18 protein-coding genes and 1 tRNA gene are annotated in these 22,613 nt (G+C 51.5%); 15 read left to right on the plus strand and 4 right to left on the minus strand.

Annotation, left to right across the window (positions count from 1 at the left end):
• Positions 1-11 precede the first annotated feature (11 nt).
• Both MICA_RS05875 and mobQ read right to left on the minus strand, forming a co-directional pair.
• Positions 12-2,030: an ATP-binding protein gene (locus tag MICA_RS05875; RefSeq protein ID WP_014102795.1), complete on the minus strand. Its 2,019-nt coding sequence runs from the start codon at positions 2,028-2,030 to the stop codon at positions 12-14.
• Positions 2,031-2,117: 87 nt separating this feature from the next.
• A complete protein-coding gene (gene mobQ / locus MICA_RS11865; protein ID WP_014102796.1) occupies positions 2,118-4,202 on the minus strand; it encodes a MobQ family relaxase in 2,085 nt (694 codons plus the stop codon).
• Between the two features lie 286 nt (positions 4,203-4,488).
• On the opposite strand from mobQ, the gene MICA_RS05885 reads away from it, so the two are divergent.
• The 8 genes from MICA_RS05885 to MICA_RS05920 all read left to right on the plus strand — a co-directional run bounded on the left by MICA_RS05885 (position 4,489) and on the right by MICA_RS05920 (position 13,154).
• Positions 4,489-5,256 (plus strand): type IV toxin-antitoxin system AbiEi family antitoxin, encoded by a 768-nt coding sequence (locus tag MICA_RS05885; RefSeq protein WP_014102797.1) that lies wholly within the window; start codon positions 4,489-4,491, stop codon positions 5,254-5,256.
• Positions 5,253-6,176 carry a nucleotidyl transferase AbiEii/AbiGii toxin family protein gene (locus tag MICA_RS05890; protein ID WP_014102798.1) on the plus strand — a complete coding sequence of 308 codons (924 nt, stop codon included), beginning with the start codon at positions 5,253-5,255 and terminating at the stop codon, positions 6,174-6,176. The genes MICA_RS05885 and MICA_RS05890 overlap by 4 nt, the downstream gene beginning before the upstream one ends.
• Before the next feature lie 354 nt (positions 6,177-6,530).
• A complete protein-coding gene (locus tag MICA_RS12125; RefSeq protein WP_148260431.1) occupies positions 6,531-6,884 on the plus strand; it encodes a hypothetical protein in 354 nt (117 codons plus the stop codon).
• Between the two features lie 54 nt (positions 6,885-6,938).
• Positions 6,939-8,801, plus strand: coding sequence for a copper resistance system multicopper oxidase (locus MICA_RS05900; protein ID WP_014102799.1), 1,863 nt, complete (start codon positions 6,939-6,941; stop codon positions 8,799-8,801).
• Positions 8,791-9,573, plus strand: coding sequence for a copper resistance protein B (locus MICA_RS05905; RefSeq protein ID WP_014102800.1), 783 nt, complete (start codon positions 8,791-8,793; stop codon positions 9,571-9,573). Before MICA_RS05900 ends, MICA_RS05905 begins: the two co-directional genes overlap by 11 nt.
• An 11-nt stretch (positions 9,574-9,584) precedes the next feature.
• Positions 9,585-10,208 (plus strand): DUF2231 domain-containing protein, encoded by a 624-nt coding sequence (locus MICA_RS05910; RefSeq protein WP_014102801.1) that lies wholly within the window; start codon positions 9,585-9,587, stop codon positions 10,206-10,208.
• 24 nt (positions 10,209-10,232) lie between these two features.
• Positions 10,233-10,658 (plus strand): copper-transporting P-type ATPase, encoded by a 426-nt coding sequence (locus tag MICA_RS05915; protein WP_014102802.1) that lies wholly within the window; start codon positions 10,233-10,235, stop codon positions 10,656-10,658.
• A 138-nt stretch (positions 10,659-10,796) separates the two neighbouring features.
• Positions 10,797-13,154 (plus strand): heavy metal translocating P-type ATPase, encoded by a 2,358-nt coding sequence (locus tag MICA_RS05920; protein ID WP_081463071.1) that lies wholly within the window; start codon positions 10,797-10,799, stop codon positions 13,152-13,154.
• Positions 13,155-13,204: 50 nt separating this feature from the next.
• On the opposite strand, the gene MICA_RS05925 is transcribed toward MICA_RS05920, so the two are convergent.
• Together MICA_RS05925 and MICA_RS05930 are read right to left on the minus strand one after the other, a co-directional pair.
• Positions 13,205-13,294: transfer RNA gene (locus MICA_RS05925), tRNA-Ser, on the minus strand.
• Positions 13,295-13,383: 89 nt separating this feature from the next.
• On the minus strand, positions 13,384-14,709 hold the full coding sequence (locus MICA_RS05930; protein ID WP_014102805.1) for a tyrosine-type recombinase/integrase: 1,326 nt from the start codon (positions 14,707-14,709) through the stop codon (positions 13,384-13,386).
• Between the two features lie 276 nt (positions 14,710-14,985).
• Here MICA_RS05930 and MICA_RS05940 point away from each other — a divergent pair, with 276 nt between their 5' ends.
• The 7 genes from MICA_RS05940 to metG all read left to right on the plus strand — a co-directional run bounded on the left by MICA_RS05940 (position 14,986) and on the right by metG (position 22,612).
• On the plus strand, positions 14,986-15,762 hold the full coding sequence (locus MICA_RS05940) for a YdcF family protein (RefSeq protein WP_014102806.1): 777 nt from the start codon (positions 14,986-14,988) through the stop codon (positions 15,760-15,762).
• A 7-nt stretch (positions 15,763-15,769) separates the two neighbouring features.
• Positions 15,770-16,762: a lytic murein transglycosylase gene (locus tag MICA_RS05945; protein WP_041793877.1), complete on the plus strand. Its 993-nt coding sequence runs from the start codon at positions 15,770-15,772 to the stop codon at positions 16,760-16,762.
• Positions 16,763-16,791: 29 nt separating this feature from the next.
• Positions 16,792-17,802 carry a septal ring lytic transglycosylase RlpA family protein gene (locus MICA_RS05950; RefSeq protein ID WP_014102808.1) on the plus strand — a complete coding sequence of 337 codons (1,011 nt, stop codon included), beginning with the start codon at positions 16,792-16,794 and terminating at the stop codon, positions 17,800-17,802.
• Between the two features lie 126 nt (positions 17,803-17,928).
• The gene (locus MICA_RS05955; RefSeq protein WP_014102809.1) at positions 17,929-19,203 is read left to right on the plus strand and encodes a D-alanyl-D-alanine carboxypeptidase family protein; all 1,275 of its coding nucleotides are present in this window, start codon (positions 17,929-17,931) and stop codon (positions 19,201-19,203) included.
• Between the two features lie 6 nt (positions 19,204-19,209).
• On the plus strand, positions 19,210-19,851 hold the full coding sequence (gene tmk / locus MICA_RS05960) for a dTMP kinase (protein ID WP_014102810.1): 642 nt from the start codon (positions 19,210-19,212) through the stop codon (positions 19,849-19,851).
• Positions 19,848-21,041 carry a DNA polymerase III subunit delta' gene (locus tag MICA_RS05965; RefSeq protein ID WP_014102811.1) on the plus strand — a complete coding sequence of 398 codons (1,194 nt, stop codon included), beginning with the start codon at positions 19,848-19,850 and terminating at the stop codon, positions 21,039-21,041. Before tmk ends, MICA_RS05965 begins: the two co-directional genes overlap by 4 nt.
• Positions 21,038-22,612, plus strand: a complete 1,575-nt coding sequence (metG, locus tag MICA_RS05970) for a methionine--tRNA ligase (protein WP_014102812.1) — start codon at positions 21,038-21,040, stop codon at positions 22,610-22,612. The genes MICA_RS05965 and metG overlap by 4 nt, the downstream gene beginning before the upstream one ends.
• Position 22,613: the final 1 nt, after the last annotated feature.

The following is a 22,613-nucleotide window of genomic DNA, read 5'->3' on the forward strand; positions in this document are numbered from 1 at the left end:
AATTTGTTTTTCTAGTTGATGCCTAGCTTTTCAAAGAACGCTTCATTACGAAGTCGCGCATCTTTTACAATCTGGTCATACTCCAGAATCTCTACGTAGGCATTCAGAGATTTGTTGTAGCCATAGTAACCTCGTTCACCGGGAAGCTCTCTATTCATATCGAGATTCTCTAAGACCTCTAAAAGCTTTGGCGTGACATCGCATACGATATAGCAAAAGAAAGGCGTGCTTTCTTTAATTTGCGTGATTAGCCTGCCATTTTTATCATTGATAGTTTTTTCTCGTAATTCACGGATATAGCCATATACCTGCTTAAGAGGATTTTCTTCATCCGAATAATCCTCTCTTGCCGGGCGCTTAAACTCAACAATGATGTGCGGTTGATCTGTACCTTTTCTGTGGAATAGGTTGCTCCCTTTAAACAGGACAATATCCGGCCTGTCTTTGCTCTCTGACTCCTTTGCAAATTTCACGATATTTAAGTCGGAGGCCCAATAATCATAAAAGGCCAGCCTATCATCAAGGAGCCATAGGTTATGTTGATTATTGCTAACTTCCCCTGAGTTCGTTCGTAAGGGGCATATTATTCTATGGATAGCGTCCTCTTTGTATTTCTTTTGCTTATCCGTGTCCTCGTAACCGAGGCGCTTTTCGAGAAGGTCTATGATTGTTTTGCGCTTAACGACATACTCCGCAAGTGATGCCTGCTCTTGTTCGGAGATTTTTTCTACCAGTTGAGCGTATATCTCTTCCAGATTTTCTATGCTGTCAGGGTCATCAGTCGAGGTAAAAATCTCTTCTACCTGCCTTACTGTTTCCTTGCTTTCTCGGAAATCATAAACTGACATTGCTTTATAAATCTCTTCCTCTTTCTTAGCATTCAGGGGAAGGGAGCGCGCAAATTCCTTTTTGTCTTTCACAAGATATTTGTATCTAGGAAAGCGATTAAGAACGGTTTCTACTGTGTAGCTTTTTGCCTCAATGATTTCGTCAATTTGCTCTTGAAGATAAAGTTTCGAGCAATCCACAGCCTTCCTAAGAATTTCTTCAAATTTGTCTTTTTCAATATCGAAGTTGTTTCGCTCTTGCGTAACATTCTCATCCAGTAAATCACTGGACAGAATGCCAACATAGGCAACTTGTTGGTCTTCATATTCAAAATAAGTATTAAGACCTGTTTGATTGTTTATAATATGCGGATAGACAATTCGACCATGTGCTGAAACATATATTTTATGCTCAGCTTTTTCTACAATCGACTTGTGCAACAAAAGATGTTGGATTTCAAAGCTCCCAATATCTTCTATTTCAAACTTATCAATCTTGGGATTATGCGTGTTTTCAGAAATAATGTCCCTTACTTCATGTTTTGAATTTATATCTTCTACGGAAATGTCAGGGCATTCATCTCCTATAAGGAATGGAAGAAAATGAGCAATTATTTTATGTGTGATCAGTTCTGTCTTTTTGATGCAAGTTGTGTTGTATCTGCCTTTTAAGTTTTGAAGGAAGACAGTTGTCCTTGAGCTGCTCTCTTGCGAACGCTCTTCATAGTTATAGTTTTGGAATGGATTGTCATTATCTAATATGAAATTGAATGATCTTCTATGTATTTCGTTTCCTGCTTTAAAAAAGCTATCAACATGAACCTTTTCAAATACCTTAAGCCATGTAAGGCGCCCAACGCCTTTGCCGCCTTTTTGGATTTTATGAGAGGAGTCGTATGTTAAAAATGATTCAAAGTTTTCCTCATTTAAACCTGCACCATTATCTTCCACACTAAAGGACGTCGGGTTTCCTTCCTCATCTCGCACAATTTGAATTTTGATTTTGCCTTTTTCAATCCAGCCAGCACCAAATCGTTCCTGTATGGAGTGTATGGAGTTACTGATTGCTTCAAAAAGCGGAATGATTGTATTGTCATAACTTGGAGACAGCGCCAAGTTTCTAATTCTCCCGCCTAAGTTTTCCTTTAACTGAAAACGCGGGCCATCAGCCGCTTTACTAGCAGGCTTGCCTTGAAAATCCATAGCTATCACCTTTCGATGCCTACTCTAATAGCAAATTTATTGCTTTAGTATCTATAGTAGCCATCCTTTGTGATCCGAAGCTGTGGATTATTTTGTTTCTGGTTTCTTCTCATCAGGCTTACGACCAGGTGAGGTTTGACGGGATTTTTTAGCGCCTGATTTCATATTAAAGGCATCGCTCATTCTGGGCTTTGTTTGTTCATTCTCAGCCTTAGCAGCTTCGCTAAAAGCACTTTGCTTCTTGGTCTGGGGTTTTTCTGTCGTACTGTCTGCACGTTCGTAGGGTTCCGCGCGATATTCCGGCGGAACCTTGGCTCTTTTCGCTTCCGCTTCGGCTCTGACTTTTTCCCTAACTTGGCTGTAGGTTGCCGCCTTATGCGGGACTTCCTGTGCCTTTGAAAAACTGCTCTGGGTTTCGGTATTGCTTGGCCGTTGTTGCGGTGCGGCCTTCCTCTGTGCTTCCAGTGCCGCTTCTATACTGCGCTGGAATGAGCGCATTTTATCACTGGCAGGGATAAACCAATTTTTACGGTCGGCGGTGTCTGGTTTTGCTGCCATTGCCTCTGGTTTTGTAATCGACGCTGTCTTCGTTTGGAGAATTTGATTGATTGCTGTTGAATTGCGCAGTGTTTTTCTATCGCCTTTAAGCGCAGAGGGCGCTCTGTACTGTTCAGGAATTTGGCTTCTTATCATTTCGGCTTTCAGGTGGAGTTTAAGATTAACCTCCCTGTCTGTAATTTGCCGCGCTGGTGGCGGGGATTGTTCTTTAAAACTTGCGGCAACAGAAGGAGAGGGTTTCTTTAATTCTTTTTCTATGGAATCGACAAAGCTTTTGTAGCGGTAAAAATCTTCCTTCTTGGCCTCTACGATAGCCATGTTCTGCTTCATTTCCCTGATTTGGTGATGCAGCCCTTCACGGTATGTCCTGCCATAGCGGATGTTCTGGCGTTCTTTCCGCGCCTGTTTTTCTTCGGCGGTAATATTTATGGCGGCGCGGGCTGCCTTGCGGTTTACAAGCAGGTCTGCGGCCAGCTTCACCACGCTAGCAATAGATTGCCTGATAGCGGCTTTAAGGCTTGTCTTGGTTTCAAGCGCCTGTAGTTTCTCCACACGCCTATCAAGCCGTTCCATGAGCCTGTCTAGCTGGTCGATCTGTTCTAACAGGGGCTTGTCGCCAAAGGCCGCCCGTTTTTCATTCAGGGCTTTGATTTCATCGTTAAAGATGCTGCGGGTCTGTTTCTTATCGAGGGCAGGGTAGTCAATCTTGCGGCCTGTACTGTCTTCACGGGCTTTGCTTTGCAGGGGCGCGGCTTGGCCACGGGATGATGAACCGGAAGAAGAGTCTTTTTCACCTTTGCCTTCTTCTTCGCCGGATTCATCATCGGATTCTTCGTCCTTATCGGCTTTCCTGAATTCCTTGGCCAGCAGGCTTTCATAGGCGGCGGCGTTCGTGGAAGCCTTGCCTTCATGGGTTTGCGGTATGCGGTCGACTCCCTGCGCCTCCAAAGTGCGCCTGTCGATCTTGGCATCTGGAAAGCCTGCGCGTTTCAGCGCGTCATTCGCCAGTGTTTCCCAAACCGCACGAATGATCTCGACTTCTTGCGGCCCGGTGGCCTTGTCGTCAAGAATTCGGGTTTTAGCACCTAAGCCTTCGCCTGTGATTTCGCGGGTAGTGAAGAGCAGGTGGGCGTGGTGGTTGCGGGGATCGTGGCCGTCACCCGCAACAGGGCCGTGGATGGCTACGTCCACGGCCACGCGGTAGCGTTCCATCAGATAAAGCCCCATATCGCGGGCCAGTTCCGCACGGGCTTTATCGTTTAACTCATGCGGCAGCGCAAGAATGGCCTCCCGCGCTACGCGGGCGTTCTTGCGATTTTCGGCTGCCTCTGCCGCATTCCACAAAAAGGCACGGGTAAAGAATTTTTCAGGGACGTCAGGCGGCGCAAGAATAAAGGCGGCTTTAACGCCTTTACGTTTTTCGTAGCGGTGCATGGTTCCGGTGCGTTCGTCTTTCAGGTATGAACCTGAACGATACGCAGCGGCGGCCACGGCAGAGTGGCCATCGGCCCGTGAAAAAGTTCGCAATGAACAATGATAAATCGCCAAAGGCTTCAGCCTTTCCCCTGCCCACGGATTTATGGGGGAGGGCGCGAGCGATTTATCATTGTTCATTGCTCTAAAGGCATTCCTCCCAAAAGCCCCAAGGCCAAGGAATGCCGATCACCCGTGCCGCCCTGAAAGCACTGCAAACGGAGTTTGCGTAAGTGCGCTCTTAAGCCCTTATTGTTTAGGATAGCAGGGGGACATTAAGGTTTTGTTACGGAAATGCTTGAATTGCTCCACCCTTAATTCTTGCGGACTATAAAGTGATTCTTGAGAATGGCAAAGGTGAGGTGGATGGCCAGCTACAGAAAGAAAATCCTAGCCGTTACATTAAAAATAATGTATTTTAGGTAGTATGAATACCAATAACAGAGAAAAATTAAAGAATCTGTTGGACTCGCACTTGCCGGGAACCGTTTATGTCGCTTCATGGCTGGAGGGGCGCGGCATATCCCGCGACCTCCAGAAACACTACCGCAAAAGCGGCTGGTTGGAAACGGCTGGCACAGGGGCTTTCAAACGCCCCGGCGAACAAGTGTCATGGCAGGGGGGCTTATACGCCCTGCAAGCGCAAAGCGGGCTGGACGTTCATGCAGGGGCGTTGACTGCGCTGGCTCTGCAAGGCTACGCCCATTATCTGCGCCTTGGCGCGGAAACCGTCTTTTTGTTTTCGCCGCCAAAAACCAATTTGCCCGCATGGTTCAAAAATCGCGATTGGGGGCAGAAAATCCATCATTGCAAAACCTCTGCCTTGCCTCCCGCGCTTGCGCTGGCGGATTATCAGGCCGGGGCGTTTTCAATACAAATATCCACGCCGGAACGCGCCTTTCTGGAGTGTCTGCATTTATCGCCCGATACGATCGATCTGGTAGAATGTTACCAAGTGATGGAAGGCTTAACGACCTTGCGGCCCAAGCTGCTGCAACCGCTTTTGGAACAATGCAGCTCGATCAAGGTCAAACGGCTGTTTCTCTACATGGCCGAAAAAGCCGGGCATGACTGGTTCCAGCGGCTCGATACCTCTAAATTCAATTTGGGGGCGGGGGCCAGAACCGTCACCAAGGGTGGGGTTTACGTTTCCAGCTATGGCCTGACTGTACCAGAGGAGTTAGTCAAATTATGATCTCGGAAACCTACCGCGCCCAAGTTGATTTGCTGTTACAGGTCTTGCCCCATGTGGCGAAAGAAGGGTCTTTTGCCCTCAAGGGCGGCACGGCGATAAACCTGTTTGTCCGCGATATGCCCCGCCTGTCGGTTGATATTGATTTATCGTGGCTGCCGTTTGATGATCGCGCGACCGCACTTGCTGGCATTACGGATGCCCTGCGGCGCGTCAAGGCGCGGGTGGAAACCGCTATCCCCATGTCTAAGGTTGCCTTGGTTCCGCAAAGTGACGGACAGGAAGCCAAGCTAACCTGTCAGACCCAAGCCGCGCAAATCAAAGTGGAGGTGAATACCACTATCCGGGGCAATCTCTTGCCGCCGCGCATGATGGATATTGCCGATACGGTGGAGTCCGAATTTGGGCGGTTTATGACGGTTAATGTCGTGTCCCATGCAGAGTTGTTCGGTGGGAAGATATGCGCCGCTCTCGACCGCCAGCACCCCCGCGATTTGTTTGACGTTTACCACATGCTGAACAATGAAGGGCTGACGGATGATATTCGCATGGGATTTATGGCTGCGCTTTTGAGTCATTCCCGCCCCATCCATGAAATGATACGGCCTAATTTCCAAGATCAGGAAAGAGCGTTTGAAGCGCAATTTGCAGGTATGGCTTTTACGCCGTTCAGCTATAGAGATTTTGAAGATACGCGGGAGCGTCTGGTGCAGGAAATTCACAAGAGCTGGTCAGGTAATGATCGCGCTTTCTTGCTTAGCTTCAAACAAGGGAAGCCGGACTGGTCATTATTTTCCTTAGAAAATCTATCTCGTATGCCTGCCGTGCAATGGAAGCTGCTGAACATTCAAAAGCTAATAAAGCAAAATCCTGATAAATACGCCGAACAGTTTAAAGCCCTTGAAGATCGTCTTGGTGCGTAAGAAAAAGATGGATGGCCTGAAAGATAGAGTTTTTTCTGAAAGTTGAATTTGACGATATAATACCAGACTTCCCCAGAACCATCAGTTCATGGGCATATGATTACGCGGTAGGAAACGATCAAGTTTATCGGCACACCGGAATATCTGGCGCAGCCGGATTTTGATCGAATTTTGGAGAAGGTGTACAAAGTTCGTGATCGTATCTGCGTTTTGAATATTTTCTTTTGATTTTATTGAGAAAACTCTCATTTTTTATAGGCAATTGAAATCTTTAACAAATGTGCTATATAACAAAACCATGAGGAAATTTCTTCTCAGCTTCCTAATGCTTATCATGCTCACGCCTTCGCTGGCGTGTGCAATGCCAGTCTGCGCCGAACCCGCGCAAGCGGCAAAGCCGATGGCAATGTCGGATATGCCTTGCCCAAGCATGGATCACCAAGGCAAGACGAAGGAAAAAAATCCAGTTCCGACATGTTAATGAAGGACTGTTTGGGCCTTGAATTGCTGGTGGTCGATAATGGGCCTGTAATTCATAAACCTGATGCTTCTAAGGATGTAGCAGTTATTCTGGCCTTGAATATCGGACCTGTTACCGCTTGGACATTAGACAATGTTCGCACTATTCGTGGCCCGCCGCCTGATTGGCCTAGCCATTTTCAAACTCAACCCTCCATTATTCTGACGACCCAACGTCTGCGGATTTAATCCCCGGCGCATTTTTTGTTTTTTGCGCTCAGCTTCCAGCTATGGGGATTCCCGATGAAATTTTACGCCTATACTCTATTTTTGTGCCTGTTCTTTAGCTTTGCCAGCCCGGCCAAGGCGGAGGAATACAATCTTGTCATTGCCCATGAACCCGTGAATATCACCGGTAAGACCGTTGAAAAAATCACCATTAACGGCACCATTCCCGGCCCGACCTTGCGGTTTACCGAAGGCGAGGATGCCATCATTCATGTCACAAACAAGATGGATGAGGATACGTCCGTCCATTGGCACGGCCTGATTTTGCCCGGTGAAATGGACGGTGTTCCCGGCTTCAATGGTTTTCCGGGTATCAAGCCGGGCGAAACCTTCACCTATCGCTTCCCTGTTAATCAAACCGGCACCTATTGGTATCACGCGCATAGTTCCGAACAGGAACAGGACGGACATTACGGCTCTCTCGTGCTTGTCCCGAAAGGCAAAGACCCGATCCGCGCCGACCGCGATTATGTTGTCCTTTTATCAGATTTCCATGATGAAGACGGAAAAGATATTTTCAGCAATTTGAAAATGTCGTCTGAGTATTACCAATATGCTCGCCGCACGATTGGAGATTTCTTTGCGGACGCGGAAGAAAAAGGATTTGGCAAAGCATGGGCCAACGCCAAAATGTGGGGCGAAATGCGGATGCTGCCGACCGACCTTTCTGATGTTTCCGGCTATACATTTCTCGTGAACGGCAGAACGCCTGAACAAAACTGGACGGCCCTGTTCAAACCCGGCGAACGGGTGCGCCTGCGTTTCATCAACGCTTCGGCCATGAGCATTTATGATGTGCGAATTCCCGGTCTGAAAATGAGTGTGGTTGAGGCGGACGGCCAAGGCGTAGAGCCGGTTACGGTTGATGAATTCCGCTTTGGCGTTGCGGAAACCTATGACGTTATTGTGACGCCCAAGGAAGACAAAGCCTTCACGATTGCAGCGGAATCTATCGACCGCACTGGCTTTGCACTTGGCACCCTTGCACCGCGCGAAGGCATGAAAGGCCCGGCACCGCAGACGCGCCCGCGTGCTTTGCTGACTATGGCGGATATGGGTATGGGCCACGATATGGCGGGCATGGAAGGCATGGACCATTCCAAAATGAACCATGATATGCCGATGGGCGATATGGCAGGGATGGATCATGGTAACATGGGACATGACATGGTCGGAATGTCTATGGAGGATATGCAAAGCGGCTGGGCGCAAGCGGGAACCCCGCCGGGCGACAAGGCTTTAAGCTATGCCGATCTTCGCTATGTCGGCATTCAGGCAGACACGCGCCAGCCGGAACGTGAAATTCTTGTCCGTCTTGGCGGCAACATGGAGCGTTTCATATGGACAATTAATGACAAGAAATTTGAAGATTCCGGGCCGATCAATCTGAAATACGGCGAGCGCGTTCGCCTGAAATTCGTCAATGATACGATGATGGCGCACCCTATGCACTTGCACGGAATGTTTGTTCAACTTGAAAACGGCCAGCCCGCCGAAAAATTACCGAACAAGCACACGGTCATTGTCGCACCGGGGCAAACCTATTCGGTATTGCTGACCGCCGATCAACCCGGCGAATGGGCGTTCCATTGCCATCTCCTGTTTCATATGTCCGCAGGTATGATGAACAAGGTGGTTGTAGCAAAGCTTGACCCTAATGCCGTGCCGCCGCCGAAAGCATCCACCACGAAGGCTGCGCCGCAAAAAGAAAAGCCGGAACAGGCTGATCCGCATGAAGGGCATTCCATGCCGATGAACCATCAAGGCATGGACATGAAAGGCATGGACGACATGCCGAGTATGGATCATTCCACGCCTCAAAAAAATGATACTTCGTCAAATCAAAATTCTTCTCACGGAGGCCACGATGCACACTAAACCTATTCTTGCGGCGTTATTGCTGCTTTCGACCACGCCCGCTTTCGCGCAAGACCCCCATGCCGGGCATGTTATGACCGCGCCAGTTCCGGCGGAGGATTCGTCTTCGGATTCCAAGGAAGCCATGACCGGTGGAGGTCACGGTCACAATCAGCTGTTTCATGCCTTTCGTTTGGAAACCGATTATGGCGCGGGTACGGAAGGCCCGGTCGCCAGTTGGGGTTTCGACGGATGGATTGGAGGCGATTACAACAAGCTTGCTTTGAAAATCGAGGGCGAACATGGTGAAGGGAAACTAGAGCAGGCTGAATTTTGGGCGTTGTATAGCCGCAACGTCGCCCCGTTTTGGGATTTGCAGGCGGGTATAAGGCATGACACGCAGCCGCAATCAACAACGTATTTCGTTTTCGGTACGGAAGGTCTTGCCCCGTATTTCTTTGAAACCGAGGCTCATTTGTTTTTAAGCGAGGATGGCGATTTAAGCGCGCGCATAAGCCAAGAAAACGACTTCCTGATTACGCAACGCTTGATTTTGCAGCCCTATGCGGAAATTGAATTATCCGCACAGGATATACCGGAAAAATCTATCGGCGCAGGATTGACACACGGTGAAATCGGTTTGCAGACGCGCTATGAAATCACCCGCAAATTCGCGCCTTATGTCGATTTCCGTTATGAGCGCAAATTCGGGGAAACCTCATCCATTGCCAAAGATGAGGGCGAAGATAATGACGATTTTATTGCCGCCGTTGGCTTGCGGCTCATGTTTTAGGATATAACGCCATGACAATTGAAATCATACCAAACTGGCACCCGATACTGGTGCATTTCACAATCGCCCTTTTAAGCGTTTCTGTTGTTCTTTTTCTGGCGGAATCGTTCGTCAGAAAATGGAAGCTGCATATTCAGCTTGTCACCGTTGCGCGCTGGAATCTCTGGCTAGGTTCTCTGGCCGCTATCGCCACCGTTATTGCCGGGTTTGACGCTTTCAATTCCGTTGCCCACGGCAGCGAGGCGCAGCACTTGGCAATGCTCGATCACCGCAACTGGGCTTTAAGCACCGCTGCCCTGTTTATTGTTTTAGCTATCTGGTCGTTATCGTCCTCCCTTCGTGGCAAAGCAGATTTCAGGAGATCCAAAAATCTTGTTTTCGTTTCTCTTATGGCGGTGGCCGGATTGATGCTGACAGCCACCGGCTATAAAGGCGCGGAGCTTGTTTATCGTCACGGCCTTGGCGTTATTCCCATGCAAGTCGGAATGACAGCCGGACACAATCATAGTGATGGCGGTGCAGAACAAGGCGAAGGCGAAGGCCACGACATGAAAATGGATATGAGCATGGAAGGCGGGGAGCATGATGAAGGCTCCGAAAGTAGCCATGAAGATACCGGCGATCACCAACATTAACTTAAACCCTAAAGGAGAAAACCTATGAAAACTTTTGTACTGGCTTTGATACTGACTTTGTTTGCACTCCCGGCCTTTGCCGCCGATCACCAACACGGCGATAGCTGGCTCAAACCTGTAGAGGCAAAATATGTTTGCATGATGAACAACAAAGCTTTCGACAAGCCGCAAATGGCCGTCGAGGTGGAGGGCAAAACTTATTACGGCTGCTGTCCGATGTGCAAAGATATTTTACAAAAAGACGCCTCCAAACGATCCGCAAAAGACCCTGTTAGCGGCAATGCCGTTGACAAATCCAGCGCGATAATCGGCACTGACGCGCATGGTATGGTCTATTACTTCGAGAATGAAGAAAACTTTCACAAATACGCCAGCGGCCCCATGCCTGAAATGAATCCCGAGCATATGGATGGTATGGATATGAAGGGCATGAAAGGGCATAACCAATAAGACGTATATCAAAGCGGTGATTGCCGCTATCGTTGTTGCCGGGACGGGATTTCCTGCCCCGGCACAAGCCCGGCCCTTACCTGACCGGGTGCAGGAAATTGAACAAATAAAAGCTATGCTGGAAAAAAGGAAACAATAATGAAAAGCCACACTCACGCAGACACGAAAGAAAAAACCCATTCCTGCTGCGCGAGTCATGCGGGCAATGAAAACAAAAACAATATGGCGACAGACCCGGTTTGTGGCATGAATGTTGACCCAGAAACAGCGAAATATAAAAACACCTATAAAGAGCAGAAATACTATTTCTGTGCGGAAAACTGCCTGAAGAAATTCAAGGCCGACCCGGAAAAATATCTTGCGCCAAAACTGGAAGAACCCGCCGTGCAGGGCGCAATTTATATATGTCCGATGCACCCGCAAATCCGGCAGCAAGGACCGGGTACTTGCCCGATATGCGGCATGGCATTGGAGCCAGAAGTGATAACCGGTGACGAAGGCCCGAATGAAGAATTGTGCGATATGACGCGGCGATTCTGGATCGGGCTTGTTTTAACGCTGCCCGTTTTTGCGCTAGAAATGGGCGCGCATCTTTTCAATTTGCATCTTGTCGGCCAGCCGCTTTCTAACTGGCTGCAAATGCTGCTGGCGACTCCGGTTGTGCTATGGGCCGGGTGGCCGTTCTTCACACGCGGATGGGCGTCCCTTAAAACCCGCAATCTCAATATGTTTACCCTGATTGCGATAGGCACAGGCGCGGCATGGCTTTACAGCATGGTGGCAACCCTCGCACCCGGCATTTTTCCGCCCGCCTTCCGGCAAGCCGGTGGCGCGGTGGCGATTTATTTCGAGGCGGCGGCAGTGATTACGGTGCTGGTTCTGTTAGGGCAAGTGCTTGAATTGCGGGCACGGGAAAAGACAGGCGGTGCCATTCGTGCGCTTCTTGATCTCGCGCCTAAAACGGCGCGACGGGTCGGCGAACACGGCGACGAGGATATTTCCTTGGAGCATGTGGCGCAGGGCGATTTATTGCGCGTTCGCCCCGGCGAAAAAGTGCCGCTTGATGGCACGGTGATGGAAGGCCGCAGCGCAGTGGACGAGTCGATGGTCACAGGCGAATCCATGCCGGTGATGAAAGAGGCCGCCGCAAAAGTGATCGGCGGCACCATGAATCAGACTGGCACTTTCATCATGCGGGCCGATAAAATCGGCAAGGACACCATGCTGTCGCGAATTGTGAATATGGTGGCCGAAGCGCAGCGCAGCCGCGCGCCTATTCAGCGCATGGCCGATATGGTAGCGGGCTGGTTCGTACCAGTTGTCATTCTGGTTGCCATTATAAGTTTCGGCATATGGGCATTTTTCGGCCCGGCTCCGGCCTTTGCTTATGCGCTGGTCGCAGCAGTGTCCGTTTTAATTATCGCTTGTCCGTGCGCCCTTGGTCTTGCCACGCCGATGTCGATTATGGTCGGTGTCGGGCGCGGCGCGCAGGCCGGGGTTCTGATTAAGAATGCCGAGTCTTTAGAACGTATGGAAAAGATTGATACGCTTGTTATTGACAAGACTGGCACTCTGACCGAAGGCAAGCCAAAAGTCACGGCGATTGTCGCGGAGGCTGGTTTTGATGAAACCGGGCTTTTAGCCTTTGCCGCCACGTTGGAAACGGGCAGTGAGCATCCTTTAGCTCATGCCATCGTTGAAGCGGCAAAAGAAAAAGGCTTAACCTTGCCGCAAATCAGCGATTTTGATTCTCCCACCGGAAAGGGTGTTGTCGGCCAGATTGAAGGTCAGCTGGTTGCACTCGGTAACGTCAAGCTGATGGATGATTTAAAAATCGATGTGGCGGGTCTGTCAAGCCGTGCGGATGAATTGCGCAGCAACGGCGCGACGGTCATTTTCATGGCCGTGGGCGGCAAGGCGGCGGGGCTTCTGGCGATTGCCGACCCGATCAAGGCAACAACGCATGAAGCGATACAGGCTTTGCAAAAATCCGGCCTGCGCGTTGTTATGCTGACCGGCGATAACAAAGTCACGGCACAGGCCGTAGCGCGCCAGCTTGGCATTGCGGAAGTCGAGGCAGAAGTTTTGCCGGAAGATAAAAGCCGGATTGTCAAAAAATTGCAGGCAGAAGGCCGGGTGGTGGCAATGGCGGGTGACGGAACAAACGATGCCCCTGCACTGGCTGCTGCCGATGTGGGTATAGCGATGGGAACGGGGACGGATGTAGCAATGGAAAGTGCGGGTGTAACCCTGCTCAAAGGCGATTTAAACGGCATTGTGAAAGCTCGCCGCCTGTCCGTCGCTGTTATGCGGAATATCCGGCAAAACCTGTTTTTTGCCTTCATATACAACATGGCGGGCGTTCCTATTGCTGCGGGAATCCTCTATCCCACGTTCGGAATCCTGTTAAGCCCAGTCATGGCAGCAGCGGCAATGGCTTTAAGTTCGGTGTCCGTTGTGGCGAATGCCCTGCGGTTAAAGGCGCAGCGTTTGTGAGAAGGGGGGCAGGGACGGTAAAACCGGAGGCTTTGGTTCCATCGAAGTAATGGCGGAGGGGGTGGGATTCGAACCCACGGAGGGCGTGAACCCTCGATAGTTTTCAAGACTATTGCCTTAAACCACTCGGCCACCCCTCCGTTCGGGAATATCTATTTTGAATCTGCGTCAAAATGCTGAGTAGTTATAGCCATTTCTTATAATCAGGAAAGTTTATCTTTTCAAGCCGTTATAGCTGGTTATCTTCATTTTTCTGAGCCTTTCGGGGCTTCCTTTTCGGCTTCCTGACGTTGATGGCCGAGGCATCCAGCGTGTTTTTCAGGTGGGCGGCGTAGAATTGCTCGATCATTTCCACGGATGTCCGGCAATTTTTGGCGATCTGGTATATATCAGCGCCTTCCATCAGCCGGAGGCAGATATAGGTATGGCGCAGGCTATAGGACGTTCTGACATTCCCATCCCGGTCATATTTCAGGTTCAGTTCATCCAGAATCTTGTTCATGGTGTCACGGGGTGTTTTGCCAAAGATTTTATCTGTCGGCTTGCCGCCGTGCCGTTTCTGCATCCGCTGAAAGGGCAGGATAGCCCCTGACATAGATTTACAGTAACCAACGCCGCGTTTGCCGCGTACTTCGATTTCAAGAAGGCGTTCGCCTGAATCTTGGTCTGTCACGATCGTGACATCCCTATACTCAAGCCGTCCGGCTTCGTCCGGCCTTAAACCTGTATTCGCCATGAACAGGACGTAGTCGTGTAAATCCTCCCATACCGTCCTGTAACGCTCACGCGAAGGGTTCTTCGCTCGCTCGCGTGTGGCTTCATACAGCATTTTGTATTCTTCGGGGGAGAACCAAGCCCTGTGTTTGACTTTGCCAGAGGTTTTATAGGGTGCGGATATATCCGGCACGGCATCAATCCAACCATAGCGATGCGCGGTTTTTAAAACCAAGCGCATGGTTACGGTTTCATGGTGCAGGGTGCTGCGGGAGGGTATGCGTCCCTTATACCCGTTTGTGTTCCTTGCCACCCTGTATTCCTGCATCAATCCGGCGTTAATTTGCTTTACGGGCATTTCCCCAAAGAAGGGGATCAGGTGAACATTGATACGCATTGCATGGCCTTGCGCCCATGCTTCGTTGCGTTCGCCTTGGGTAATGATGTTGTATTCGGCAATGAATTTCTCCGCCGCCTCCGCAAAGGTCGGGCCGCTGGCCGCCTGTTTCTTTTGGCGCGGGGTATAGGGGCGAGGGGCTTGAGAAGCATAAGGTGAATGGGTCACATTATTATAATGCGCGGGTTCTTCCATTCTGTGCTGAGGGGCTGCTTTATACAGCAAGTTTTGGGTGAGGCCGCTTTCCTGAAAGCGCCTGGAATCGACATAGACGGTCATGTACCACTCCCGAGCATAATCCATCGCCATGGCGAGGCTTTCATGCTTGGTGGATTTGCGGTGGTTGCGTCCGCTCATGTAGGTGGAGCATTGCCAATAGCGGCTGCCGCCACGTCTATAGACATGGACTTTGCCGTCCATCAAAGAATGGGTTTCTTCGACCATCAAGCGCCCCCTTTCTGTGTCAGAAAGTGTGTAACACTTGTGTAAGTATAAACCGGAAAGGTTAAGATTGTTAAGTAATTGATTTTAAATAGAAAATGGAGGTAAAAATAGGGTCGATTGGTTTTCAAGACCAGAGCCTTAAACCACTCGACCACCTCTCCGTGACCATCATTCGACTGTGGTTTGATTGCAGGCATATTTAAGGTTTTGGATAAGCCCTGTCCAGCCCCCAATCGCGCTTGGTCAACAGGGAAGGGGGGTGGTAGCCTTTGATCCATGACATTCTGGCTTTCAAAAATACTGTGGGCGGTGATCAGCCCGGTGAATATGGCCGCCATCTTGCTGGCGCTTGGGGTCGGGCTGGGGCCGTTTTTCCGGCGAGTTGGGTATGGGCTCTGCGCCTGTGCGCTGGCCATTATTGTGGTTTTCGGGGTTTTGCCGACGGGCACCAATCTGGTCGCGTGGCTGGAGCGTCAGGTGCCGGCACCGGCCAGCCTGCCCGATGATATTACGGGCATTTTGGTGTTGGGCGGTATGTTTGAAACGCGCCTGTATAATGAAGTGTCCGGGCCGCAATTGAATGAGAATGTGGATCGCGCGCTCAAGGCTATGGAAATTGGCCTGAAATATCCAAACGCCAAAATCGTCTTCAGCGGCGGAACCGGGTTTTTGACTGACAATGCCCGGACCGAGGATATGGATATTGCCGATTTTCTGGCGCGGCAGGGGTACCCGCTGGACAATGTGGTTTTTGAAAATCGCTCACGCAATACTTATGAAAATATTTTGGACAGCAAAGAGCTGATCCAACCGGGCGTTGGGGAGCGATGGATCTTGATCACATCGGCCTTTCACATGCCGCGCGCCATGGCGGTGATTGATGAACTGGGCTGGGGCACGGTCATTATTCCGGTGCCGGTTGATTACCGCACCAACGGGCAATATCGCGTCGCACCACGGCGGCTGGATGTTCTGGGCGAACTTTATCGCTCCACGATTGCTATAAAAGAAATCATAGGATTAAATGCGTATAGATTCTTGGGGAGAGCATAAACCAATCATGCGCAAAATTTTATCGTATTTCGCTTTGTCTTTGTCACTGTCCGGCATGTTCGCGGGCAGCGCGTTGGCGCAGGGGGGGAGTTTTCCCGACTGGCTGCGCAATTTTAAAAGCGAGGCCGCGCGCGAAGGCGTGTCACAACAAACGATTGATGCGGCCCTGAATGGCATCAGCCCGATCCAGCGTGTCATCGATCTGGACCGTAAACAGCCGGAAAGCAAAATCGGTTTTGCCAAATACAAATCCAACGTTATTACGCAGGGCCGCATTGACGAGGGCCGCAGCCTGTTGCGCCAGCATTGGAACGATTTGAAACGCATCGAAAGCCAATATGGCGTCCCGCCGCAATATGTGGTCGCGCTGTGGGGCATGGAAACCAGCTACGGTAAAAATACTGGCGGGTTTGATGTTGTTGATGCGCTGGCCACATTGGCATGGGAAGGGCGCCGGGCCGAGTTTTTCAAGAAAGAATTGCTGGACGCGCTGAAAATCATTGATCAGGGCCACACCAGTGCCGACAACATGCGCGGGTCATGGGCTGGCGCGATGGGCCAGTGCCAGTTTATGCCGTCCAGCTTCCGCAACTTCGCGGTCGATTATAATGGTGACGGGCGCAAGGATATTTGGGGCACGCGCGCGGATGTGTTCGCATCTGCTGCCAACTACCTGTCGAAAAGCGGGTGGAAACATGATGAACGCTGGGGCCGTAAAGTCTCCGCGCCCGCCGGACTGCCAAAGGGTTTGGAAACACGCAAAACCATTTCCGAATGGGCAAAATTGGGCGTGAAACAGGTTGATGGTTCACCGTTGCCGAAATCCGATACCATGATGGCCTCGCTGGTTGTACCAGAAGGTGGAAATGGTGAAGCCTATCTGGCGTACGACAATTACCGCGTGATAATGAAATGGAACCGTTCGATTTATTTCGCAACGTCCGTGGGCCTTCTGGCTGATCTGATCGCCAAGGGCGCGCCGACGCCTCTCAATCAATAATCATCGAAAGTCAAAAGAGTCCGAGGTTCATGAAAAAGTTTTTCCTGCTTGCCGTTGCATCATTGCTCCTGTCCGCCTGTACCGAAATGGAATACGCGTCGCACCTGACGAAGCAGGCGATGGGGCCGGATGGACAATACGCATCAAACAGCGGCGGCAGCATCGGCCAAACCAAACTGCCCGATGGAAAAACGCATGAAGGTCTGTATAAGGTCGGCAAGCCTTATAAGATCGAAGGGCAATGGTATTACCCCAAAGAAACCTACAGCCATGTGGAAACCGGTATTGCGTCCTGGTACGGCCCCGGTTTTGACGGCAAACGGACGGCCAGTGGCGAAATTTTCAACAGTGATGAATTAACCGCCGCCCACCGCACCTTGCAAATGCCTTCACTGGTTCGTGTCACCAACCTTGATAACGGCAAATCCGTTATCGTGCGTGTGAATGACCGTGGCCCGTATAAACGCGGTCGTGTCATCGACCTGTCCAAACGGGCTGCTGACTTGCTGGGCTTCCGCAATTTGGGAACAGCCAAGGTGAAAATTGAATTGTTGCCCGAGGAAAGCCTGGTGGCCGCCAACATGGCGAAGCAGGGGCAAAGCACCAAGGGGATCGAAATGGCCGCGAATAACGGCAAACTTTCGGCCCCGACGGCACAGCGCGGCAGCGTTCAGACAGCGTCCCTCAACAACGACACATCCATCGTTGGCCGTCCGGCCAGTGTTGAAAGCGAAGTTTTACCGCCGGGCCACACCGATGCCACGGGCCGTTATCTGCCTGACCCGATCGTGACCCAAATGCCGGTGACCCGCACCGGAATTTATGTTCAGGCCGGGGCTTTCACTGTGCGTGAAAATGCCGAAAACCTGAAAAACACCCTCGGGTCGCTGGGCTCTGTTTCTGTCCATACGGCGCAGGTGAAGGGCCAGCAATTCTACCGCGTTCGGATTGGCCCTGTGGCTGATGTGACGGCGGCGGACAAAATGCTGAACACCGTGGTTGGCATGGGGCATAACAATGCCCTGATCGTGGTGGACTAAGCGTCCGCCATAATCACAAAAAATCCTTGTAAATCCGGGGTAAACCCGTTGATTTTCGGGCTGTTTCGGGGTCTTATGGGGCCTTGAAACACTCCTCACCCTTCTTCGACCTTTGGGAAGATCACGATGACCAAGATTAAGTCCTTGATTCTGACAGTTTTTATCGCTGTTTTCGCCCTGCCGATGGCCGCCATGGCCCAGCCGGATGACAAGCTGGACAGCGCGTCATCTTTTGATATGCAAAAACTGATGAACCGGGCTATTTCCGGAAATCTGAACGACCAAACCACAGCGAAACAAGCCATTATCATGGATTATGATACGGGCATGGTCCTGATGGAAAAGGATGCGGACGTGCGTATGCCGACCGCGTCGATGAGCAAGACGATGACCCTTCATATGGTGTTCAAGGCGCTGAAAGAGGGCAAGATCGCCCTCGACACCATGCTGCCGGTCAGTGAGAAAGCCTGGAAAATGCAGGGCTCAAAAATGTGGGTCGAGCTGGGTAAAGCCGTATCGGTTGAAGATCTGATCCGCGGTGTGGCCATTCAATCCGGTAACGACGCCACCATCGTTCTGGCCGAAGGTCTGGCCGGGACCGAGGAAGCGTTCGCGACCATGATGAACGAAGAAGCCAAGCGCATGGGCATGATGAACAGCAATTTCACCAACGCCAGCGGCTGGCCCGACCCGAACCATTATTCAACGGCGCGCGATCTGGCCATTCTGGCGGTTGATACCATTCGCAACTATCCAGAATACTATCCGTACTACGCCGAACTGGAATACACCTATCACAACATTCGTCAGGCCAACCGTAACCCGATCCTGACCCAAAATCTGGGTGCTGACGGGATCAAAACGGGGCACACGGAAGAAGCTGGTTATGGCCTGATGGCATCCGCCGTGCGTGATGGCCGCCGCATTGTTCTGGTCATCAACGGTTTGGACAGCATGGCCGCCCGCGCGCAAGAATCGGCCCGCCTGGTCGCTTGGGCACAAAGCACCTTTGAAAACGTATCTTTGTTCAAGGCTGGCGATGTTGTTGAGGAAGCGGAAGTGGTCATGGGCCAAGCGGCGACCGTTCCGCTGGTTGTGGAAGAGAACATTAAAATCACCCTGAAAAAAGCCATGCGCAATGACCTGAAGGTTAGCGTTCTGTACAAGGGCCCGTTGCAGGCTCCGGTGAAAAAGGGTGATGTCGTTGGTGCGCTGAAAATCGAAGCACCGGGCCTGCACCCGTTTGAGGTGCCGTTGGTTGCTGGTGCGGATGTGGCCGAGCTGGGATTGTTTGCCAAGACGATTGAGAAGGCAAAGGTCATGATCGGGCAGAAGAAAGTATCCGTTCCGGCGCAGCCGGATCCGGTCGTGAAAAGCGCCGCTGAACCGGTTGCACAATAACGATCAATGACACGTGGATTGTTCATTACGCTGGAAGGTGGCGAAGGATCGGGAAAATCGACCCAGATCCGCCTTCTGGCTGAACATCTGACATCGCTCGGCCACGACGTTATCACCACACGTGAACCCGGTGGCACACCGGAAGCGGAAAAAATCCGCCATCTTCTGGTTCACCGTGATGGTGGGAATTGGACGCCGATTGCGGAAACCTTCCTGTTGTTCGCCGCGCGGTCCATGCACACGGAAACATTGATTAAGCCTGCGCTGGCCGCCGGTAAAATCGTGATCTCCGATCGCTTTGCGGATTCCACGCGCGCGTACCAGGCCTATGCCGGTGGCTTGCCGCTGGATACGGTCGAACAGATCAACACGCTGGCGCTTGGAAATTTCAAGCCGGATTTGACTCTTATTCTCGACATGCCCGCCGCTGACGGTCTTGCGCGCGCGGGCAAACGTTTGTCGGATGATAATTCCGGCGAAGACCGTTTCGAGAAGAAGGGCATCACCTTCCACGAAAAATTGCGCGACGGGTATCTGGCGATTGCCAAGGCGGAACCGAACCGCTGCATCATCATCAACGCGGCGCAGGACATTCAATCCGTCGCCGCCGCCATTGCATCCTGTGTGACGCAGAAGGTGGCCGCATGATGTTTGATGATTTCGACGATCTGGATGATTTGCAGGACGATGATGGCGCCTCCGCATCGGATGGAGCCGAGGGTATTGAACTGCCCGAACCGCGCCTGAACATGGAATGTTTCGGCCATGATGATATTGAGCGCCAGTTGCTGGAATTATTCAACGCGGGCCGGATGCCGCACGGTTTGGTCTTTGCCGGACCGAAGGGGATTGGTAAGGCCACCTTCGCCTATCGCCTCGCACGCTTCCTGCTGAAACATGGCAAGGCCGATGCGGTTGACGCGGGCCCGTCTTTGTTCGGTGACCCGTTGCCCGCAACACCTGTTGTACATGAAACCATGACTGTGGATGCGGAAGATCAAACCGTTCGGTTGATTGCCTCCGGCGGTCACCCGGATTTGCTCACCATCGAACGCGCGATTGATGAAAAAACCGGCGCGCGCAAAGAAGGCGTCAGCGTTGATGACGCACGCAAGGTGACACCGTTCCTGCGCATGACGGCCTCCATGGGGGGCTGGCGCGTGGTTATTCTGGACGATGCGGATACAATGAACCGCAACAGCCAGAACGCCATCCTGAAAATTCTGGAAGAGCCGCCATCAAACACCGTTCTGATTTTGATTGCACACCGTCCGGGTGCCTTGATCCCGACCATCCGGTCGCGGACGCGCTTTATTGAATTTAATACGCTGGATGACGCTCTGATGGCGCGTCTGCTGACCCGCGTGAAACCGGATATTCGCAGTGATGAATGCGACGTTCTGTGCGCCATTGCCCAAGGCTCTATCGGTCAGGCTCTCAACCTGATGGATGAGGAGGGGTTGAAGGCGATGGACCGTCTGGTCGCTGTCCTGCAAAACTGGCCCAATCTAGATTGGAAAGACATTCATCATGTCGCCGATTATTTCGGGCAAAAAGGACAGGAAAACGCGCAGCAGAGTTTTCAGGATATCCTGCTGTGGATCGTCTCCACGATGGTCAAAGCCCGCGCGCGCGGCGTAAAGGGCGAGGGCGGCTTGCCCCGCGCATTATCCGCGCCCGTCTTTGGCCAGATTTTACGCCATTACAATGTTGAACAATGGGTCGGTATTTACGACGCACTGCTCAATCATTTCGCAACTGTTAAATACGGGACGCTGGACCGCCGCTATGCGGCGTTTGGCGCCTTCTCAATCCTCTCCGGAGCTGAACAAAAATGAGCAAGAATTTTTACATCACCACCGCCATCGCCTACGCTAACGGCGCGCCGCATTTGGGCCATGCCTATGAAGCGATTTTGACCGACGTTATGGCGCGGTTTAAACGACTGGATGGGTACAACACGTTCTTCATGACCGGCATGGACGAACACGGGGAAAAGGTTGCAACAACGGCCGAGAAAAACGGTATGTCCCCACGCGCCTTCACCGATACGATCGCCGAAAAATTCACGGCCTTGGATGATCGGATGAATGTATCCTATGACCGATTTATCCGCACGACAGAAGAAGCCCATTACAAAGCGTCCCAAACATTGTGGGAAGAAATTGCCAAGAATGGCGATATCTACGTCGATGCCTATGCCGGATGGTATTCCGTGCGGGACGAGGCCTATTTTGGCGAAGATGAATTGACCACGGATGGTTCCGGCAAGAAATTCGCGCCTTCTGGTGCAGAAGTTGTGTGGAAAGAAGAGCCAAGCTACTTCTTCCGCCTGTCCGCCTATACGCAGAAATTGCTGGATCTGTATGAACAACACCCCGATTTCATCGAACCGGCCAGCCGCCGCAATGAAATTCTGGCGTTTGTGAAACAGGAAGGGGGACTGAAAGACCTCTCCATCTCCCGCACCACATTCGATTGGGGCGTGCCGGTTCCGAATGATCCGAAACACGTCATGTATGTGTGGTTGGACGCGCTGACCAATTACATCACGGGTATTGGTTATCCCGACACGAACAGCGAAAATTACAAAAACTTCTGGCCCGCCGACGTGCATGTGATCGGCAAGGACATCACGCGATTCCACGCCATTTACTGGCCCGCGTTTTTGATGGCCGCCAAACTGCCGTTGCCGAAGAAAATTTTCGCGCATGGGTTCATCAATATTGATGGCCAGAAAATGTCCAAATCACTGGGCAACGTCGTATCGCCGGGTGAATTGCTGGATATGTATGGCGTTGATCAAACCCGCTATTTCCTGATGCGCGAAATTCCGCACGGGCAAGACGGGAATTTCAGCCATGAACAGGCCGTCCTGCGCATCAACAGCGATCTGGCCAACTCCCTTGGCAACCTCGCGCAACGCACGCTGTCCCAGATTGCCAAGAACTGTGGTGGTGCCGTTCCTGCGCCCGGCCCATTGACGGATGAAGACCGCGCCTTACTTGAATCGGCACAGGCGAAGATGATTGAATCCGTCCGCGACGAATTTGAAAAATTCCACATCCACCGCGCGATCGAGGACATCATGCGTGTGGCCTATGACGCCAACGCCTATATCGACAAACAGGCCCCATGGGCGTTGAAGAAAACGGACGTTCCGCGCATGGAAACGGTTTTGTATGTGTTGGCCGAGGTCATTCGGTGCCTGGCCATCATCATGCAACCGATTACGCCGGAATCCGCCGCAAAAATGCTGGATCAATTGTCCGTTCCGGCCGACGCACGCGGATTTGATACATTGAACGCCGCCCATGCGATCAAGGCGGGTACGGTATTGCCGACACCGACGGGTGTATTCCCGCGCATGGCCACCGAAACGGAAACTGCAAAACAAGCGAACGCGTAAC

The organism is Micavibrio aeruginosavorus ARL-13, assembly GCF_000226315.1.
Classification (GTDB): Bacteria; Pseudomonadota; Alphaproteobacteria; order Micavibrionales; family Micavibrionaceae; genus Micavibrio; species Micavibrio aeruginosavorus_B.